Source organism: Pseudomonas sp. 3B-A001-10F, assembly GCF_056313565.1.
This window is the reverse complement of the sequence record NZ_JBQYFW010000034.1, coordinates 1-17,225: the sequence shown is the minus strand read 5'-3', so window position 1 is coordinate 17,225 and position 17,225 is coordinate 1. Positions and strand designations below refer to the sequence as shown.

The 17,225-nt window shown below is 61.8% G+C and carries 13 protein-coding genes; all 13 read left to right on the top strand.

Annotated elements, in window-relative coordinates; all coding sequences use genetic code 11:
- Positions 1-4 precede the first annotated feature (4 nt).
- The 13 genes from AC0ZWN_RS23965 (at position 5) to madM (ending at position 16,994) form a co-directional block, all read left to right on the top strand.
- Positions 5-2,053: a methyl-accepting chemotaxis protein gene (locus AC0ZWN_RS23965; protein WP_476336824.1), complete on the top strand. Its 2,049-nt coding sequence runs from the start codon at positions 5-7 to the stop codon at positions 2,051-2,053.
- Positions 2,054-2,064: 11 nt separating this feature from the next.
- The gene (locus tag AC0ZWN_RS23960; RefSeq protein ID WP_476336822.1) at positions 2,065-7,962 is read left to right on the top strand and encodes a hybrid sensor histidine kinase/response regulator; all 5,898 of its coding nucleotides are present in this window, start codon (positions 2,065-2,067) and stop codon (positions 7,960-7,962) included.
- Entirely contained in the window at positions 7,955-8,425 is a 471-nt protein-coding gene (locus AC0ZWN_RS23955) for a chemotaxis protein CheW (protein WP_476336820.1), read from the top strand. The genes AC0ZWN_RS23960 and AC0ZWN_RS23955 overlap by 8 nt, the downstream gene beginning before the upstream one ends.
- Positions 8,426-9,079: 654 nt before the next feature.
- Entirely contained in the window at positions 9,080-9,445 is a 366-nt protein-coding gene (locus tag AC0ZWN_RS23950) for a DUF6124 family protein (protein WP_093429845.1), read from the top strand.
- Between the two features lie 322 nt (positions 9,446-9,767).
- Positions 9,768-11,438, top strand: coding sequence for a malonate decarboxylase subunit alpha (gene mdcA / locus AC0ZWN_RS23945; protein ID WP_093429846.1), 1,671 nt, complete (start codon positions 9,768-9,770; stop codon positions 11,436-11,438).
- Entirely contained in the window at positions 11,438-12,310 is an 873-nt protein-coding gene (locus AC0ZWN_RS23940; protein WP_476336817.1) for a triphosphoribosyl-dephospho-CoA synthase, read from the top strand. Before mdcA ends, AC0ZWN_RS23940 begins: the two co-directional genes overlap by 1 nt.
- Positions 12,310-12,609, top strand: coding sequence for a malonate decarboxylase subunit delta (locus tag AC0ZWN_RS23935; protein ID WP_007913697.1), 300 nt, complete (start codon positions 12,310-12,312; stop codon positions 12,607-12,609). Before AC0ZWN_RS23940 ends, AC0ZWN_RS23935 begins: the two co-directional genes overlap by 1 nt.
- Entirely contained in the window at positions 12,602-13,453 is an 852-nt protein-coding gene (locus AC0ZWN_RS23930) for a biotin-independent malonate decarboxylase subunit beta (RefSeq protein WP_320336202.1), read from the top strand. Before AC0ZWN_RS23935 ends, AC0ZWN_RS23930 begins: the two co-directional genes overlap by 8 nt.
- Complete coding sequence (gene mdcE, locus AC0ZWN_RS23925) at positions 13,450-14,235, top strand: biotin-independent malonate decarboxylase subunit gamma (RefSeq protein WP_476336815.1); 786 nt, start codon at positions 13,450-13,452, stop codon at positions 14,233-14,235. Before AC0ZWN_RS23930 ends, mdcE begins: the two co-directional genes overlap by 4 nt.
- Positions 14,229-14,849 carry a malonate decarboxylase holo-ACP synthase gene (locus AC0ZWN_RS23920; RefSeq protein WP_476336813.1) on the top strand — a complete coding sequence of 207 codons (621 nt, stop codon included), beginning with the start codon at positions 14,229-14,231 and terminating at the stop codon, positions 14,847-14,849. Before mdcE ends, AC0ZWN_RS23920 begins: the two co-directional genes overlap by 7 nt.
- Positions 14,846-15,766, top strand: a complete 921-nt coding sequence (gene mdcH, locus AC0ZWN_RS23915) for a malonate decarboxylase subunit epsilon (protein ID WP_476336811.1) — start codon at positions 14,846-14,848, stop codon at positions 15,764-15,766. Before AC0ZWN_RS23920 ends, mdcH begins: the two co-directional genes overlap by 4 nt.
- A 65-nt stretch (positions 15,767-15,831) precedes the next feature.
- Entirely contained in the window at positions 15,832-16,224 is a 393-nt protein-coding gene (gene madL, locus AC0ZWN_RS23910; protein WP_016984760.1) for a malonate transporter subunit MadL, read from the top strand.
- A gap of 5 nt (positions 16,225-16,229) precedes the next feature.
- Positions 16,230-16,994, top strand: a complete 765-nt coding sequence (gene madM / locus AC0ZWN_RS23905) for a malonate transporter subunit MadM (RefSeq protein WP_038861195.1) — start codon at positions 16,230-16,232, stop codon at positions 16,992-16,994.
- The last annotated feature ends 231 nt before the right edge of the window (positions 16,995-17,225 follow it).

The window sequence follows — 17,225 nt, the reverse complement described above, 5'->3', positions numbered from 1 at the left end:
ACCGATGACAAAAGCAAAAACAGGCAAGCCGGCAGAAGGCTCGCGCAGTCGCTCGCAGATCATCGTGCTGTTTATCGCACTGATCGTGTTCATCATGCTGCTGTTCGCCAACTTCGCTTACCTCAACACCCAGGCGAACTACGACAAACAGTACATCGGCCACGCCGGTGAGCTGCGCGTGCTCTCGCAACGCATCGCCAAGAACGCCACCGAAGCCGCCGCCGGCAAGGCTGCCGCGTTCAAATTGCTCAGCGACGCGCGCAACGATTTCGCCCAGCGCTGGGGTTACTTGAAGAAGGGTGATCTGGCCACCGGCCTGCCTCCCGCCCCGGCTACTGTGCGCCCGGAAATGCGCGCCGTGCAGCTCGACTGGGAGCGCCTGCTGAAAAACACTGACGCGATTCTTTCCAGCGAACAGACCGTGCTGTCGCTGCATCAGGTCGCCGCAACGCTGGCCGAAACCGTGCCGCAGTTGCAGATCGAATACGAAAAAGTCGTCGAAATCCTCCTCCAGCGCGGCGCCCCGGCGGCGCAGGTGGCGATGGCCCAGCGTCAATCGCTGCTCGCCGAACGCATCCTCGGCGCGGTCAATACGGTGCTCGCCGGCGACGAAAACTCGCAGCAAGCCGCCGACGCCTTTGGCCGTGACGCCACGCGTTTCGGCCAAGTGCTCAACGGCATGCTGCAAGGCAACCCGACGCTGAAAATCAGCCAGGTCGAAGATCGCGACGCCCGTGCTCGTTTGAGCGAAATCTCCGAGCTGTTCCAGTTTGTCTCCGGCTCCGTCGATGAAATCCTCGAAACCTCGCCGGAGCTGTTCAAAGTCCGCGAATCGGCGAGCAACATCTTCAGCCTCTCGCAAACCCTGCTCGACGAAGCCTCACACCTGGCCACCGGTTTCGAGAACCTTGCCGGTGGGCGCAACACTGACACCATCGGCGGCTACGTCCTCGGTTTGCTGGCGCTGGCCTCAATCATCCTTATCGGTCTGGTGATGGTCCGTGAAACAAATCGCCAGTTGCGCGAAACCGCCGAGAAGAACGAGCGCAACCAGAACGCGATCATGCGTCTGCTCGATGAAATCGAAGACCTCGCCGACGGCGACCTCACCGTGACCGCCTCGGTGACCGAAGACTTCACCGGCACCATCGCCGACTCGATCAACTATTCCGTCGACCAATTGCGTGATCTCGTCGCGACCATCAACCTCACCGCCGGCCAGGTTGCCGCCGCCGTGCAGGAAACCCAGGCCACCGCCATGCACCTGGCCCAGGCCTCGGAACATCAGGCCCAGCAGATTTCCGAAGCCTCGACGGCGATCAGCGACATGGCCGAATCCATCGACCAGGTTTCGGCCAACGCCGCTGAGTCTTCAGCGGTAGCCGAGCGGTCCGTGGAGATCGCCAACAAGGGCAACGAGGTGGTGCACAACACCATCCACGGCATGGACAACATTCGCGAACAGATTCAGGACACCGCCAAACGCATCAAGCGTCTGGGCGAGTCGTCGCAGGAAATCGGCGACATCGTCAGCCTGATCGACGACATTGCCGACCAGACCAACATCCTCGCCCTCAACGCGGCGATTCAGGCGTCGATGGCTGGTGATGCCGGGCGCGGGTTTGCCGTGGTCGCCGATGAAGTGCAGCGACTGGCTGAACGCTCGTCCGCCGCCACACGGCAGATCGAAACCCTGGTGCGGGCGATTCAGACCGACACCAACGAAGCGGTCATTTCGATGGAGCAGACCACCACCGAAGTGGTGCGCGGCGCACGACTGGCGCAGGATGCCGGTGTGGCCCTGGAAGAAATCGAAGGCGTGTCGAAGACCCTTGCGGCGCTGATTCAAAGCATCTCCAACGCAGCGCAGCAGCAGACGACTTCGGCCGGGCAGATCTCGCTGACGATGAACGTGATCCAGCAGATCACCTCGCAGACCTCGTCCGGCTCCACGGCCACCGCCGAGAGCATCGGCAACCTGACGAAAATGGCCAGTCAGCTACGACGTTCGGTGTCCGGCTTCACCTTGCCGGCGGCGACAGATAAAGCGTGAGTGGAGTGGTTATGGGTGATCGGCACGACTACGTGGCCCTCGAATGGGTCAAAGGTGAAATTGCCGAAACGCTGAAACAGGCGCATCAGGCGATAGAAGCCGTGCTCGATGATCCGCAGGCCTTTCCCGGACTGGAGGAGTGCCTGGATCACATCCATCAGGTCCACGGCAGTCTGCAGATGGTCGAGTTCTACGGCGCAGCCTTGCTCGCTGAAGAAATGGAACATCTGGTCGAAGCCTTGCGACACGAGCGCGTCAGCCATCGCGACGAAGCCCTGCACCTGTTGCTGCAAGCCCTTGGGCAATTGCCGATCTACCTCGACCGCGTGCAGAGCGCCCGGAGAGATTTGCCGTTGGTGGTGCTGCCGCTGATCAACGATCTGCGCAGCGCCCGTGGCGAAAGCCTGTTGTCTGAAACCAGCCTGTTCAGCCCGCAACTGCCCGAACTGGCGCCGCTAAACGCAGAAGCGTTGGCACTGCTGGAGCCGGCAGAACTGCCGAACGTACTGCGCAAATTGCGCCAGATGCTGCAAATGGCTTTGGTCGGTTTGCTGCGCGAGCAGGATGACCAGACCCACCTCGGTTATCTGGCCAAAGTATTCACTCGCCTCGAAGCGCTGAGCGGTGATTCGCCGCTGAGTCCGCTGTGGCAAGTCGCCTCGGCGCTGGTCGAGGGCATGCGCACAGGCGTCATCGCCAACAGCCCGGCGCTGCGCAGCCTGTTCAAGGATGCCGACAAAGAACTCAAGCGTCTGCTCGAGCAAGGTATGTCCGGCCTCAATCAGCCGCCTCCGGCTGAGCTGCTGAAGAGCCTGTTGTTCTATATTGCCAAAGCCGAACATCCCACCGGGCAGATGCTGACCATGAAAGATCGCTACTCCCTGGACGACGCGTTGCCCGACAGCGCGATGGTCGACGAAGAACGCGCGCGCCTGGCCGGCCCCGATCGCGATGCGATGCGCTCGGTGCTGGCGGCGTTGTGTGAAGAACTGGTGCGGGTCAAGGAGCGCCTCGACCTGTTCGTGCGCAGCGACCGCCAGCACACCTCGGATCTGGAAAACCTGCTCGCACCCCTGCGGCAGATCGCCGACACCCTCGCGGTGCTCGGTTTCGGCCAGCCGCGCAAAGTGATCATTGATCAATTGGCCGTGGTGCTCAGCCTCGCCCAGGGCCAGCGCGAACCGAACGACGCGATCCTGATGGACGTTGCCGGCGCGCTGCTCTACGTCGAAGCGACGCTGGCCGGAATGGTCGGTACCGTCGAGCCGGAAAGCCCGGAAGATACGCGCCTGCCGACCACCGACCTGACGCAGATCCATCAGATTGTCATCAAGGAAGCGCGCATCTGCCTGCAACAGGCCAAGGACATGATCGTCGACTATATCGACGCCGATTGGGATCGCCAGCACCTGCAACCGTTGCCGGCGCTGCTGACTCAGGTGCGCGGGGCACTGGCGATGATTCCGTTGAACCGCGCGGCAAGTCTGGTCGAGGCGTGCAACGGGTTTATCCGCGAACATCTGTTGCTTGATCCGCACGAGCCGGGTTGGGAAGAGCTGGATCATCTGGCCGATGTCATCAGCAGCCTCGAGTATTACCTCGAACGTCTGAGCGACGATCCGCAGGCGCCGAGCGAGCAGTTGCTGGATGTCGCGCAGAAGTCCCTTGCGAGTCTGGGGTTCTTTCCAAATGAGCCGCATGTGCCCGTGCTCGACGACGTGCTCAGCCCCAGCGAAGCGCTGGTGATGCAGGACATGCAAGCGCTTGATGACCCGGAAACCGTGCAGTCGCTGGCCGATGTTCTGGCCAGCCCGGTTTCAGCGCTCAACCCGCCAGCGCTGATCACCCCCGGCAGCCTGATGCCGCCGCCGGCCGATGAAGAACCGGTCGACGATGAGCTGCGCGAAGTGTTCCTCGAAGAGACCGACGAGGTCCTCGAAGTCCTCCACGAATACCTGCCGCGCTGGATTGCCAATCCGCAGGACCGCGATGCGCTGACCGAACTGCGTCGCGCCTTCCACACGCTCAAGGGCAGCGGGCGCATGGTCCGCGCGCTGATTCTCGGTGAGCTGGCATGGTCGGTGGAAAACCTGCTCAACCGCGTGCTCGAACAAAGTGTCGAACCGGGCTCGGTGGTGCAGCAAGTGCTGACCGACACCGTGCTGTTGCTGCCCGAGTTGATCAACGAGTTCGCCATCAATAGTCAGCGTCAGCGCAGTGATGTCGATCAACTCGCTGCCCGTGCTCACGCTTTGGCCAAGGGCGACGAGCCGCTGGCCGCCGAAGACGTCGACGATGTCGCGGCGCTCGATCCGCTGTTGCTGGAAATCTTCCGCAAAGAAGCCGAGACCCACCTCGCCAGCCTCAACCGCTTTCTCGATCAGGCCGCCGAGCATGTGCCACTGCAGGCCAGCGACGAACTGCAGCGCGCTTTGCACACGCTCAAGGGCAGCGCCTCGATGGCCGGCGTATTGCCGATTGCCGAACTCGCTGCACCGCTCGATCAACTGGCCCGCGAGTTCAAGGCGCACCAGTTGCCGCTGGACCTCGACGAAGTGGAGTTGCTGCTGGAAGCCGAGGGCCTGTTCCGTGTCGGCCTGCGTCAACTCAAGCATGATCCGCTGGCGCCGATTGTCGGTGCACAGTCGCTGATCAAACGCTCGGAAACCCTGCTCGCCGAGCGTCTGGAATCGATCCTCGATGCGCCGCACACCGGCCTGCGGATCAAGCGTGATCCGCAACTGATCAACAACTTCCTCGCTCAGGGCATGGACATCCTGCTCGACGCCGAAAGCCTGTTGCAGCGCTGGCAACAACACCCCGGCGAGCGTCAGGAACTCAGCGCCTTGCTGGATGAACTGACCACCCTTGGCGAAGGCGCGCATTTGGCGGATCTGCTGCCGGTGGACGTGTTGTGCGAAGCCTTGCTCGACCTGTATGGCGCGGTGGAAGAAAGCAGCCTGGCGGTCAGTGAACAGTTTTTCCGCGAAGCGCAGAACGCCCACGAAGCGCTGATCAACATGCTCGACGAACTGGCCGCCGGGCAGGAAGTCACGCCGCAACCGGCGCGGATCCGGGCGTTGCATGATCTGCTCGATCAGAGCCTCGACCCATCGTCCATGGGCCTGATTCGCAGCGATGGCAGCCGTACCCTGAGCATCCGTGAACTGGGCAGCGCCACCGCCGAGTTGCAGCAAAAGGCAACGGCGCTTGAACCCGATGACGAGATTGTCGAGATCTTCCTTGAAGAAGCGGTCGACATTCTCGACAGCTCAGGCCAGGCCTTGCAGCGCTGGTTGAGCGACCCGGACAATGCCGCGCCGCTGTCCTCGTTGCAGCGCGATTTGCACACCCTCAAGGGCGGCGCGCGGATGGCTGAAGTCGAGGCCATTGGCGATCTGGCTCAGGAGCTGGAAAGCTTTTACGAAGGCTTGGTGGATCGTCGCTACAACTACAGCGAAAGCTTGGGGCGCTTGTTGCTCAAGAGTCATGAGCGTTTGGCGCTGCTGCTTGAACAACTGCAACAGCATCAGCCACTGACCCCGGCACAGGATCTGATCGACGTTATCCGTCAGGTCCGCCAAGGCCAGAATGTTGCCGAAACTCCGCCAGCAACAGCCGGGCACGACAGCGCTGGCCACGATCCCGAGTTGCTGGAAATCTTCCTCGAAGAAGGTTTCGACATCATCGAAAACTCCGGCGCCGCGCTGCTGCGCTGGCAGGCCGAGCCGGGCAATCGTCAGGAAGTGGAAACCCTGCTGCGCGATCTGCACACCCTCAAGGGTGGCGCGCGGATGGTCGAGATCGGCCCGATCGGCGACCTCGCGCATGAGCTGGAATACCTTTACGAAAGTCTTTCCAGCGGCGCTTTGCAGCCGTCGGCGGAGCTGTTTGCGCTGGTGCAGCGCGGGCATGATCGCTTGGCGCAAATGCTCGATGGCGTGCGCGCCGGGCAACCGTGTCCGCCGGCTGATCGGCTGATCAATGCGATCCAGAATTTCAGCCATCCGGTGACGGTAGAAACGCCGCCAGTGCTACCTGTGCCGGTCAAGACTGACGTTGCGCCGCCAGCTGCCGACGCTGGCGCGGACATGGTCAAAGTCTCCGCCGAACTGCTCGATGAGTTGGTCAATCTGGCCGGGGAAACCTCGATCTTCCGTGGCCGTATCGAACAGCAGGTCAACGACGCGCAGATCGCGCTGAACGAGATGGAAACCACCATCGAACGGATGCGCGATCAGTTGCGCCGCCTCGACACTGAAACTCAGGGGCGGATTCTCAGCCGCCAGCAAGTCGATGCCGAACGTCTCGGCTATGAAGAATTCGATCCGCTGGAAATGGACCGCCATTCGCAGTTGCAGCAACTGTCGCGGGCGCTGTTCGAATCCGCCTCTGACTTGCTCGACCTCAAGGAAACCCTCGACCGCCGTAATCACGACGCCGAGAACCTGTTGCAGCAACAGGGCCGCATCAACACCGAACTGCAGGAAGGCCTGATGCGTACGCGCATGGTGCCGTTCGAGCGCATGTTGCCGCGCCTGAAACGCATCGTCCGCCAGGTCGCTGAAGAGCTGAACAAAGACGTCGCGTTTGTCGTCGGCAACGCCGAAGGCGAGATGGATCGCAATGTGCTGGAGCGCATGGCTGCGCCGCTGGAACACATGCTGCGCAATGCCGTCGATCATGGTCTGGAGTCCGCCGAGGTGCGGCTGGCGGCGGGCAAACCGGCGCAGGGCACGATAAGCCTGGACCTGTCCCGCGAGGGCGGCGACATCGTTTTCGACATTCGCGATGACGGCGCCGGGGTGCCACTGGAAGCGGTGCGGCGCAAGGCGATCAAGCGCGGCATGCTCGCGCCGGATGCCGAGATCAGCGACCGCGACGTGTTGCAGTTCATCCTTCAGCCGGGGTTTTCCACAGCGGAAAAGATCACCCAGATTTCCGGGCGTGGCGTCGGTATGGATGTGGTGCACGAAGAGGTGCGGCAGCTCGGCGGTAGCATGAGCATCGACTCGGTGCCGGGGCAGGGCGTGCATTTCCGCATTCGCTTGCCGTTCACCGTGTCGGTCAACCGTGCGTTGATGGTGCAGTGCGGCGAGGATCAATACGCGATTCCGCTGAACACCATCGAAGGCATCGTCCGTGTGCTGCCGAATGATCTGGAAGGGCACTTCCGCCAGGATCCACCGCGCTACCACTACGGCGGCCAGACCTATGAACTGTGCTACCTCGGCGAACTGCTGAAAACCGCGCCACGGCCGAAACTGCTCGGCCAGAACCTGCCGTTACCGGTGCTGCTGGTGCATTACAACGACCGACGCATCGCGGTGCAGGTCGATACCATGGCCGGCACCCGCGAGATCGTGGTGAAGAGTCTCGGCGCGCAATTCGCGACGGTACAGGGCGTGTCCGGCGCGACGATTCTTGGCGATGGTCGAGTGGTGCTGATTCTCGATCTGCTCGCGCCGATCCGCGCCATGCAGGCACGCATTGCGCCAACGCCAACCGTGCCGGAGGTCGACAACGAACCGCACAAACCGCTGCTGGTGATGGTGGTCGACGACTCGGTCACCGTGCGCAAGGTCACCAGCCGTTTGCTCGAACGCCACGGCATGAACGTGCTGACCGCCAAGGACGGTGTCGACGCCATGCTGCTGCTCGAAGAACACATGCCCGACCTGATGCTGCTCGACATCGAAATGCCGCGCATGGACGGCTTCGAAGTCGCCACTCAGGTGCGCAACGACGAACGTCTGCAACACCTGCCAATCATCATGATCACCTCGCGCACCGGGCAGAAACACCGCGACCGCGCGATGGCGATTGGCGTCAACGACTACCTCGGCAAGCCGTATCAAGAGTCGGTGCTGCTTGAAAGCATTGCCCAATGGAGCAAGAAACATGCATGAGCGCCGGCATAATCAGCGCAGCAGCCAACTGACCGGGTTGCTGCTGCCGTTGGCGGATCGCAATTTGATCCTGCCTAACGTTGCTGTCGCTGAGTTGATTGACTATCAGGCCAGTGCCTTCGATCTGGACACGCCGCCGTGGTATCTGGGGCGCGTGAAGTGGCGCGAGCGGCAGATTCCGTTGCTGAGTTTTGAATCGGCGTGCGGGCAGAAAATCGTCATTGGCGAGCGCGCGCGGATCGTGATTTTGAATGCGCTGGGCGGGTTGCCGGAGTTGAAGTTCATTGCCCTGTTGGTGCAGGGGATTCCGCGGTCGTACAAGCTCGACAGTCAGTTGAGTTATGTCGATGTGCCGTTGTGCTCGCTGGAGCAGGCGGCGGTGCAGGTCGGGGAGCAAGTGGCGAAGGTGCCTGACTTGCTTGGGCTGGAGAAGTTGTTGGTGGATGCTGGGCTAGCCCACTGATCGTTCCCACGCTCCGCGTGGGAATGCAGCCCGGGACGCTCCGCGTCCCAAAAAGCCGAACGCAGAGCGTCCGTTGAGGCATTCCCACGCAGAGCGTGGGAACGATCATCCGCGGGGTGATCCAGAACTTGCGCTGCTTCGGCTGGCCTCTTCGCGAGCAAGCTCGCTCCCACAGTGGGTTTCTGTCGTACACAGAATCTGCGTTCTCTGGAGATCTCCTGTGGGAGCGAGCTTGCTCGCGAAAGCGTCAGTCGCTACACCTCAATCCGACAGGAAAATCCTCAATTTTTGTGCGTAATAAACACCTTCCAGCCCTGCTGTTTAAAGACACCCGGTGTTACGGCTCCCTAGCCTACAAATCCTTGCGCCGCTGCCTACGCATGCACCAGAATCCGCCGGCTTGTGCGCCTTTGGCATGCTGCGTAACTTGATTCCGTCACTGATTTCCAGTGATCGGGTTTAGTAGCCCGCCATATTTGGGGCGTATAGCTCATCAGACAGTCAGGTACTCCATACCTGCACTTTATGGTGGTTGTGCGCAGGGCGCCTTCGGGCGCGCCGGTTTCCCAGATCCCCGGTCTACTAACCTGCGCACAGCTGCCTCCACTTCTTTTAGTAGAGAAGCGGTGGCTAGCCCGAATGAGGATCTGGTAAATGTTCAAAGTAACGCCAAACCCGCCGGTCACCGACCCGGCATCCCCCTACGAATCCCCCGATTCGAAGAAATTCCACGAAGCCGCCGAGCGCGCCCTCGACCATTACCTCGGCCCGACCAACGCCGACCTGATGGCCACGCCTTACACCCCCAACACGCTGTACATGGCCAACCCCAACGCCGACACCGAATCCCTGCTGGCAGATGCCAGTGAAACCCTCGGTTCGGCCACGGTCATGCTCAACAACCATGCGGCAATGGTGGAAGGTACGCACCGCAAGACTGTGCAAGGTATTGCGCAGGTGGTGATGGTGGCGGAGATGGCCGTCAACCGTTTGTTGGATAGGTTGGTGCCGACGGAGTGACTTAAAAGCTGACCCTCACCCCAGCCCTCTCCCGGAGGGAGAGGGGGCCGACCGAGGTGTCTGGCGTCATACATCGACCTGAAAAACCGAGTCGATTATGGATCTGGTAAACCTAGTAAATTCCGGATTCAGTGCAACATTCCCAGGTCGGCGTATTCCTTGAGCATCCCGCAATCTGTCCCCTCTCCCTCCGGGAGAGGGCTAGGGTGAGGGCGGCTCTTGATCATTACCCTGAGCGTAACGATTCACCACCGCGCTTGATTGATGCCCCCACCCCACACGCCTACCTTAGCTCCACGACAGCGAACCCCGTGGAGTGAGCATGACAACAACAATTTCCCCCGACTCGCGCTGGACGCGGCGGCGCGATGAGAAGCAGCGCCGCCTCGACAAGGTGCGCGGGCTGGCCGACGGTGTGGTGTTGCCCACCGACAAGATCGTCGCCGCGCTCGAAGCGCTGATCCACCCCGGCGACCGTGTGGTGCTGGAGGGTAACAACCAGAAGCAGGCGGATTTCCTCTCGCGCTCGCTGGCCAAAGCCGACCCGGAAAAGCTCCACGACCTGCACATGATCATGCCCAGCGTCGGTCGCTCCGAGCACCTCGACCTGTTCGAACGCGGCATCGCCCGCAAGCTTGATTTCTCCTTCGCCGGAACCCAGAGCCTGCGCATCAGCCAGCTGCTGGAAGACGGCCTGCTGGAAATCGGCGCGATTCACACCTACATCGAACTCTACGCCAGGCTGGTGGTGGACCTGATCCCCAACGTCGTGCTCTCGGCCGGTTTCATGGCCGACCGCGCCGGCAACATCTACACCGGCCCGAGCACCGAAGACACCCCGGCATTGATCGAACCCGCCGCGTTCAGCGACGGCATCGTCATCGTCCAGGTCAACCAATTGGTCGACGACGTCAGCGAACTGCCGCGCGTGGACATCCCCGCCTCATGGGTCGACTTCGTGGTGGTGGCCGACAAGCCGTTCTACATCGAACCGCTGTTCACCCGCGACCCACGCCATATCAAGCCTGTGCACGTGTTGATGGCGATGATGGCGATCCGTGGCATCTACGAAAAACACAACGTGCAGTCGCTCAACCACGGCATTGGTTTCAACACCGCCGCCATCGAATTGATCCTGCCGACCTACGGCGAATCCCTCGGCCTCAAAGGCAAGATCTGCCGCAACTGGACGCTCAACCCGCACCCGACGTTGATCCCGGCGATCGAGAGCGGCTGGGTCGAAAGCGTGCATTGCTTCGGCACCGAACTCGGCATGGAAAACTACATCGCCGCCCGCCCGGACGTGTTCTTCACCGGCCGCGACGGCTCGCTACGTTCCAACCGGATGTTCTGCCAACTCGCCGGACAATACGCGGTGGATCTGTTTATCGGCGCGACGTTGCAGGTCGATGGCGATGGCCATTCCTCAACCGTCACCCGTGGCCGCCTCGCCGGTTTCGGTGGCGCGCCGAACATGGGCCACGACCCGCGCGGTCGCCGTCACGGCACCCCGGCGTGGCTGGACATGCGCCACGACGACTCGCAGCAACCGATGCTCGAACGCGGCAAAAAACTCGTGGTGCAAATGGTCGAGACGTTCCAGGAGGGCGGCAAACCGACCTTCGTCGAAACCCTCGACGCGGTAGAAGTGGCGAAGAAAAGCGGCATGCCGCTGGCGCCGATCATGATCTACGGCGACGACGTCACCCACCTGCTCACCGAAGAAGGCATCGCCTACCTGTACAAGGCGCGCTCGCTGGAAGAGCGCCAGGCGATGATCGCTGCGGTCGCCGGCGTCACCGCCATCGGCCTGCGCCACAACCCGAAAGACACCGAACGCATGCGCCGCGAAGGCCTGATCGCCTTGCCCGAAGACCTCGGCATCCGCCGCACCGACGCCACCCGCGAACTGCTCGCAGCGAAGAGCGTGGCCGATCTGGTCGAGTGGTCCGGCGGCCTGTACAACCCGCCCGCAAAATTCAGGAGCTGGTAATGCACGCATTTAATCTGCAAGCGAAACCGCTTTCTCTGGCGGATCGATTGGCCGATCTGGCGGTGGACGCCTTGATCGACGAAGCGGATCTGTCGCCGAAACCGGCGCTGGTCGACCGTCGCGGCAATGGCGCGCACACCGATTTGCACCTGGGCCTGATGCACGCTTCGGCGCTGTCGTTGTGGCCGGCGTTCAAGGAAATGGCGGAAGCGGCGGTTGCAATCGGCGAAGTCGATTCAACGTTACGCGAAGCGATTGGCCGGATCGGCCGTGAAGGCGAGCAAGCGATGCTCACGACCACCAACGGCGTGAACACCCATCGCGGCGCCATTTGGGCGTTGGGATTGTTGGTGACGGCCGCTGCGCTGGAACCGCAATCCTCCAGCGCTAACGCCGTGACCCTGCGCGCCGCACGTCTCGCCCTGCTGGATGACCGCTACGCACCCAAACCACTGAGCCACGGCGCCCAAGTCGCCCTGCGTTACGGCGCCCGTGGCGCTCGCGGAGAAGCACAGCTCGGCTTCCCTTCGGTGCTGCAACGCGGGCTGCCACAACTCAAACGCAGTCGCGCCAACGGCCACGGCGAACAGAACGCCCGGCTCGATGCCTTGCTCGCGATCATGACGAATCTGGCCGACACCTGCGTGCTCTACCGCGCTGGCGAAGAGGGTTTGCAGGCCATGCAACACGGCGCGCAAGCGGTGCTCGATGCCGGTGGCAGCGCCAGCCTCAGCGGTCGCCGTCGCTTGCACGAACTCGATCAACAACTCATCGCATTGAATGCCTCGCCCGGTGGCGCCGCCGACTTGCTCGCCGCCACGCTGCTGCTCGACCGCATCGAGCGCAACGGCATCCTTCAGGGAGCGTTTTGATGGAAACCCTATCGTTTGAATTCCCCGCTGGGCAGCCGCCACGCGGTCGTGCGCTGGTCGGTTGTGTCGGCTCGGGTGATCTGGAAGTGCTGATCGAACCGGGCCTGGCTGGCAAGCTGACGATCAATGTGCAGACCTCGGTCAACGGTGCGCAGCTGCGTTGGCAGCACCTGTTTGCGCGGATGTTCGACGGCACCACGCCGCCGGCAATGGCCATCGATATCCACGATTTCGGCGCGACGCCGGGGGTGGTGCGCTTGCGTCTGGAACAAGGTTTCGAGGAGATCGGCCATGACTGACAGCGCAGCGCTTCTTAATAAACATAGCTTCGTCGAACTCGGCGCGCGGCAACGGGCGAAAGCCTTGCTCGATGCCGGCAGTTTTCGCGAATTGCTCGACCCGTTTCAACGGCTGATGTCGCCGTGGCTCGAACGCCAGGGCGTGGTGCCGCAGGCCGATGACGGCGTGGTGATCGCCAAGGGCAGCCTCGACGGTTTACCGGTGGTCATCGCTGCGATTGAGGGCGCGTTTCAGGGCGGCAGCCTTGGCGAAGTCGGCGGGGCGAAGATTGCCGGCGCGCTGGAACTGGCGGCTGAAGACAACCGCAAAGGTATTCCGACTCGCGCGGTATTGCTGCTGGAAACCGGTGGCGTGCGCTTGCAGGAAGCCAATCTCGGGCTGGCGGCGATTGCCGATATTCACGCAGCGATTGTCGATCTGCAGCAGTACCAACCGGTGGTTGGCGTGGTCGCCGGTAGCGTTGGTTGTTTTGGTGGTATGTCGATTGCAGCGGCGCTGTGCAGCTATTTGCTGGTGACTCAGGAAGCACGCCTCGGTTTGAACGGCCCGCAAGTGATCGAGCAAGAAGCCGGGATCGAGGAATACGACTCCCGCGACCGGCCGTTCATTTGGAGCCTGACCGGTGGCGAGCAGCGTTTCGACACTGGTCTGGTGGATCGTTATGTCGCCGATGATGTGGCGAAGATTCGTCAGCAGGTCGGTGAATTGCTCCAGCAAGGTTTGCCAAAGCAACCGCGCAGCCAACGCGCCGAATGGTTCCTGCAACGCCTGAGCAGTCTGAACACTGACCCGCAAATCGAACCGTCGGTGGTTCGTGACCTGTATCAAGGAGAGCGCTCATGAGCGGTTATTCGCTGCGCGGTTTGAACTGGTTCGACGCCTTGAGCGCCGGGGCGAAAGCCGTTGAGGGTTTGCCGCCATCGCTGCGGGTTGCCGATGGTGAACTTGGGCGTTATATCGCCGTGGTCGCTGATCCGGACAATCGTTTTCCGCGTGCGCGCAACGGCGAAGTCGGCTTGCTCGAAGGCTGGGGTCTGGCCAAGGCTGTGGATGACGCGATCACGGCTGACCGTGACAAAGCGCAGAAACGCCCGATCATCGCCATCGTCGATGTGCCGAGCCAGGCTTATGGTCGTCGCGAAGAAGCCCTCGGCATTCATCAGGCGCTGGCCGGTGCGGCGGACAGTTATGCCCGCGCGCGTTTGGCCGGGCATCCGGTGATTGCATTACTGGTCGGCAAGGCAATGTCCGGGGCGTTTCTCGCTCATGGTTATCAGGCCAATCGTTTGATCGCGTTGCGCGATCCGGGCGTGATGGTGCATGCGATGGGCAAGGCATCGGCGGCGCGGGTGACCTTGCGCAGTGTTGAAGAGCTGGAAGCGCTGGCCGCGAGTGTGCCGCCGATGGCTTATGACATCGACAGCTATGCCAGCCTCGGATTGCTCTGGGAAACCCTGTCGGTGGAGCAGATTGAACAACCGACCGCTGAGGATCTGGCACGGGTGAACGAATGCCTGAAACAGGCCATCAGCGATATCTCCAGCACTGACTTGAGCAATCGTCTCGGCGCGAAAAATCGTGCGGCCTCCAGCAAGGTTCGCGAACTGTTGAGGGCGCAGTGGTGAGCACGCCTCTGGCCCACGATCTGCTCTGGGGCATGACCCCGGCGCAGTTGCCGGCGGATGCGCCGCTGTGGGTCGTCGAGTCGCTCAGTGCCGGGCAACCGGTGGTAGTGCGACGGGCGTTGAGTGCTGAGGGTTTTGTCGCGGTCGGCGTGCGCGGTGTGTTGCGCGAGCAGCGCTGGGCTGCATTTATGGCCGTCGATTCGATTGCCTGTCGGGTCAGTCCGGAGGCGCTGTGTCACGTCGACTGCGAGCGCGATCTGCCGGTCATGCACGCGCTCCAACAGCTGCGGCCGATGCTCGACGATTGCGGTTGGGTCTGGGGTGTCAGCGGCAGTGTCGGCTTTGAATTGGCCAGCGGTTTTACCGCGATGCACGCGGCCAGTGATCTCGATTTGATTCTGCGCACACCGCAACTGATCACGCGTAATCAGGCACGCAAACTTGTCGCGGTTTTTGATCAAGCTGTGTGCCGGGTCGACCTGCAATTGCAGACACCTTTCGGTGCGGTGGCGTTGCGTGAATGGGCCAGCGGTTCGGCGCGCGTGCTGCTGAAAAATGCTCATCAGGCTTGCCTGGTGATTGATCCATGGAACCCGCAGGAGCAGGCAGCGTGAGCAGTCTGCTGGTGTTCCCCGGCCAGGGCGCGCAGCAGGCGGGCATGCTTCAGCGCTTGCCTCGGGAAACGTTGACCGAGGCCAGCGATGTGCTCGGTGAAGACGTATCGCTACTCGACTCCAGCGAAGCGTTGCGCACGACAAGGGCAGTTCAGCTATGCCTGCTGATCGCCGGCGTCGCTGCTTCACGGCAGTTGTTGCAGGACGGGCTCATGGCGGATTACGTTGCTGGCTTGTCCATCGGCGCCTACCCGGCAGCGGTGGTTGCGGGGGCGCTGAGCTTCAGCGACGCGTTGCATCTGGTCAGCCTGCGCGGTGAGTTGATGCAGCAGGCTTATCCTCAAGGCTACGGCATGACCGCGGTTATCGGTCTGCAATTATCCACAGTCGAAACGCTGCTGGCGCAGGTGCACAGTGAAGATTCGCCGGTGTATCTGGCCAATATCAATGCCGATAACCAAGTGGTGATTGCAGGTAGCGACAAGGCCATGCAAGCCTTGGCCGAACTGGCGCGCAGTCGTGGCGCCGGTCTGGCGAAACGCCTGGCGGTGAGTGTGCCGTCGCACTGTCCGCTGCTGGACGAACCGGCGCAGACCCTCGCCGAGGCCTTCGCCAAAGTTGAACTGAAAACTCCGAAAATCGCTTACCTGAGCGGCAGCCGCGCGCGTCCGGTGATCAAGCCTGACGCCCTGCGCGACGACCTCGCCTTCAACATGTGTCGCGTGGTGGACTGGCGCGGCACCGTGCAAAGCGCCTACGAGCGCGGCGTGCGTTTACAGATCGAACTGCCGCCCGGTGCGGTGCTGACCGGGCTGGCGCACCGGGTGTTCGAACAGGGCACGGTCACTGCCTTCGACAGTGCGCGTCTCGACACCTTGCAGGCGCTGTTGCGTGAGGAGGGTGGCCACCAACTCTAAAACCGCCGACTCAAGCTTCGAACAACAAAAACAACATTCGACGATGCACTTTGAGGACTACAACAATGATTATTTACGGTGTGGCGTTTCTCGCCTTTTGTACGTTGGTGGGTATCTGGGTCGGTGAACTGCTCGGCAAGCTGATCGGCGTGCCGGCCAACGTCGGCGGCGTCGGCATTGCGATGCTGCTGTTGATTGGCCTGGGCAGTTATCTGAACAAAAGCGGCTGGCTCAAGGGCAAGACCGAGCAGGGCGTCGAGTTCTGGAGCGCTATCTACATTCCGATCGTCGTGGCGATGGCAGCGCAGCAGAACGTGTATGGCGCGCTCAAGGGCGGGCCAATGGCGATCCTCGCCGGGACGCTTGCCGTGGTGATCGCTTTTGCCCTGGTACCCGTGCTGACGCGCATGGGCAACAAGGAGCAGACCCCGATCGCTCCAGCCAAGACTGCGGGGTAAGCGCCATGTACGAATCAATGATGAAAGTCATCACCGGCTACGGTTTGATCAGCGGGTTTCTGATTGTCGGGCTGACCATGTGGGTCTCCTACTGGATGTCCAACACCTTCACCAAGGGCCGTTTGCACGGCTCGGCAATCGCCATTCTGCTGGGGCTGGTGCTGTCGTATGTCGGCGGTGCACTAACCGGTGGGCAGAAAGGCGTGGTGGATATTCCGTTGTTGTCGGGCATCGGTTTGCTCGGCGGTGCGATGCTGCGCGATTTCGCGATTGTCGCCACGGCGTTTGGCGTGAGTGTCGATGAGCTGAAACGGGCAGGGTTCGTCGGGGTACTGGCGCTGTTTGTCGGCGTAGGCACGTCGTTCGTGGCGGGTGTTGGTGTGGCGATGGCGTTCGGTTATACCGATGCCGTTAGCCTGACCACTATTGGTGCCGGCGCGGTGACTTACATTGTCGGCCCGGTGACCGGCGCGGCGATTGGTGCCAGTTCCGAGGTCATGGCGCTGTCGATTGCGGCGGGGCTGATCAAGGCGATTCTGGTGATGGTGATGACGCCGTTCGTGGCGCCGATGATTGGCCTGAACAATCCACGCAGCGCGGTGATTTTTGGCGGGCTGATGGGCACGTCCAGTGGTGTGGCCGGCGGGTTGGCGGCGACGGATCCGAAGCTGGTGCCTTATGGGTGTCTGACAGCGGCGTTTTATACCGCGCTTGGGTGTTTGCTTGGGCCTTCGCTGTTGTTTTTGGCGATGCGCGGGTTGATGGGGTAGCCGCCGTAAAAGCTGCCCTCACCCTAACCCTCTCCCGGGGGGAGAGGGGACTGACCGAGCTGGATGTTGGAGGTACGCCGACCTGAAAGTCCTGAGTCGAACTCTGATCTGGCTTAATGATTCTGGACACCCCTAAAGGGCGTTAATCTACGCCCAACGAAGAGGTGTGATTTGACCAGAAGATATTTTTCGACAGATTTCAAACGGGATGCGGCTTGCCTGGTTTTGGAT